This is a genomic window from Gordonia sp. (in: high G+C Gram-positive bacteria), assembly GCF_049299075.1.
Lineage (GTDB): Bacteria > Actinomycetota > Actinomycetes > Mycobacteriales > Mycobacteriaceae > Gordonia.
Window position 1 is genome coordinate 1 of sequence record NZ_JBAQWU010000394.1, and the last position, 2,052, is coordinate 2,052.

Genomic DNA, 2,052 nt, shown 5'->3' on the forward strand with positions numbered 1-2,052 from the left:
TCGGCGAGCCGCGCGCGAATACTGACGACGATGCCCAGGCGCTCCGGAGGCACCGCAGCTACGTCGAAGCCGACCCCGTTGTCGGCCACCGACACCTCGAACGCGTCGGCGAACAGGTCCACCAGCACCACCCGCTCGGCGTCGGCGCCCGCGTGCATGCTGGAATTGCGCAGCGCCTCGCCGAGCGCTTCGCTGACCGCGCGCACAGCGGCCTCCGGATAGCGTGGCACCGCGTGATCGAGCCCGTCGGTCGGGACCAGGCCGATCGGAACGTCGACGTCGACGCTGGAGGCCACGGCGCGTAGCCGAGCGACCGTTTCGGCGGCGCTCAACTGGGCTTTCTCGTCATGACCGTCCGCAATGCGGGACAGTTCTTCCAGTGCCTGCTGCGCCTGTCCGGGCAGGCGCGGATCGTCGCGCTGGCCCTTCGCGGCCACCAGGGTGGCGATGACGCGATCGTGGATCAGCGCATCAAAGCGCGAGCGTTCGGAGTTGCGCGCCGCGGCGGCGGCGGAGTCTGCGGCCGCCTGCATCGCCCCGGACCTGGTTTCATCGAGGATGCCGCCGGTGCGCACCAGCATGCGGCAGGCCACCATGATGGGCGCAGTGAACAGGATGGTCCACAGCGACTCCAGCACCACGGCGTTCTCGGAGATCCCGTCGATCCGCCCGGTCACGGTGATCCACGTGGGCAGGAAGGCGCCGACCGCCAGCATCGCAATCGCGGGTCGGAGCCACAGCAGCGCGATCGCCATACTCGGCAGACCACCGAAGTTCACCAGCCACGTCACTCGGACTGACGCCGATTCGATCCCCGTCCACGCCGCGAACCACAGCAGGCATGCCGCGACGTACCCGACGGCACACAGAATCAGCAACAGCGGAAGGTACCGCGTTCCGGTGGGCACAAAGGTCGTGACGATCAGTGCGATGGCCGGGCCAAGCACCAGGAACACTGCGACGGGAGGGAACCACGATGCCACCAGTCCCGGCGGTTGACCGATCTCGGGGATTGCGACAGCGAAGTAGGCGACAAAGCCGACACCGACGAAACGAGCCATCACCGTCAGGATTCGGCGCTGTTCGCTGATTTCTCCCGATGCATGCGCGACGGCACTGCCTGGCGTTGGTCGCTTCGCAGCCACTGTCGCGCCTATCGGTCAGTCATTGCGCGAACGGTGCGGCATCGGCAGCCAACCGTCTTCGACAGCCCGTTTAAACAAGTCCAGCTTGGTTCGGGTCGGACGACCGGCATCGGCATACTTCTGCCGAATGCGTTTGAGGTACTCGTTGACCGTGTCTGGTGCAACGCCGAGTTCTTCGCCGACGCTGATCGACGTACCGCCCGATGCGTACAGCGTCAGCACGCGCTGCAGCTGCGGGCTGAGGTCGACGGCGTCGAGGTTGGGGTCACCGTCGATAGCGGCCGCCCATTCGGTGGTCAGGACGGTGTCGCCGTGGCCACCCGCCCGGACGGCGCCGACGATCTCCTCTTCCGGCGCGGACTTGAGCACCACACCCAGCGTGCCGGCGCGGGCCGCCGACCGCAGCAGGTCGGGATGCTCACCGGAGGTGTAGACGACGGTCCCGATGTTGTGATCGGCCAGGCGCGCAACGTTCTCCCGCGGCGAGGTGCCGTCACCGAGTCGCAGGTCGAGAATCACCACGTCGAGGTCGGTGGTCTGGTCGAGCAGTTCAGTGACCGTTGTCGCGGAGGCAACGAACTCGAGATCGTCATGGTCCTGCAGAATGCGCTCGATGCCCCACACCGGCGCGCGGTGGTCGTCCACCATCCCAACTCGGATCGCCCGGACTGGCTCGCTGCCGCTGGTCGTCACCTGCACTCCCCCCAAAGATCCATTACCGCATCCACCTCACCTCACCGTGAACGCCGACGGCGAACACTATGGTGCGAACAAAGACAGCTTATCGGCAGGGCACCCGAAATGGGGACATGGGAACTTTGGGTCGGCGCAGATGCATATGTTCGTATGACGCGCAGGCACGACATCCCAGTCGGGGTATCGACAATTGGCCGCGCAAGGTAAGTTT

2 protein-coding genes are annotated in these 2,052 nt (G+C 66.2%); both read right to left on the minus strand.

The features are described 5' to 3' along the window. Nucleotides 1–1,061, minus strand: a 1,061-nt coding sequence (locus tag WAW85_RS12615; RefSeq protein ID WP_422559953.1) for an ATP-binding protein, incomplete at its 3' end; no start/stop codon positions are given. Between the two features lie 99 nt (nt 1,062–1,160). Next, nucleotides 1,161–1,793, minus strand: coding sequence for a response regulator (locus WAW85_RS12620; RefSeq protein WP_422559954.1), 633 nt, complete (start codon nt 1,791–1,793; stop codon nt 1,161–1,163). Nucleotides 1,794–2,052 lie beyond the last annotated feature (259 nt).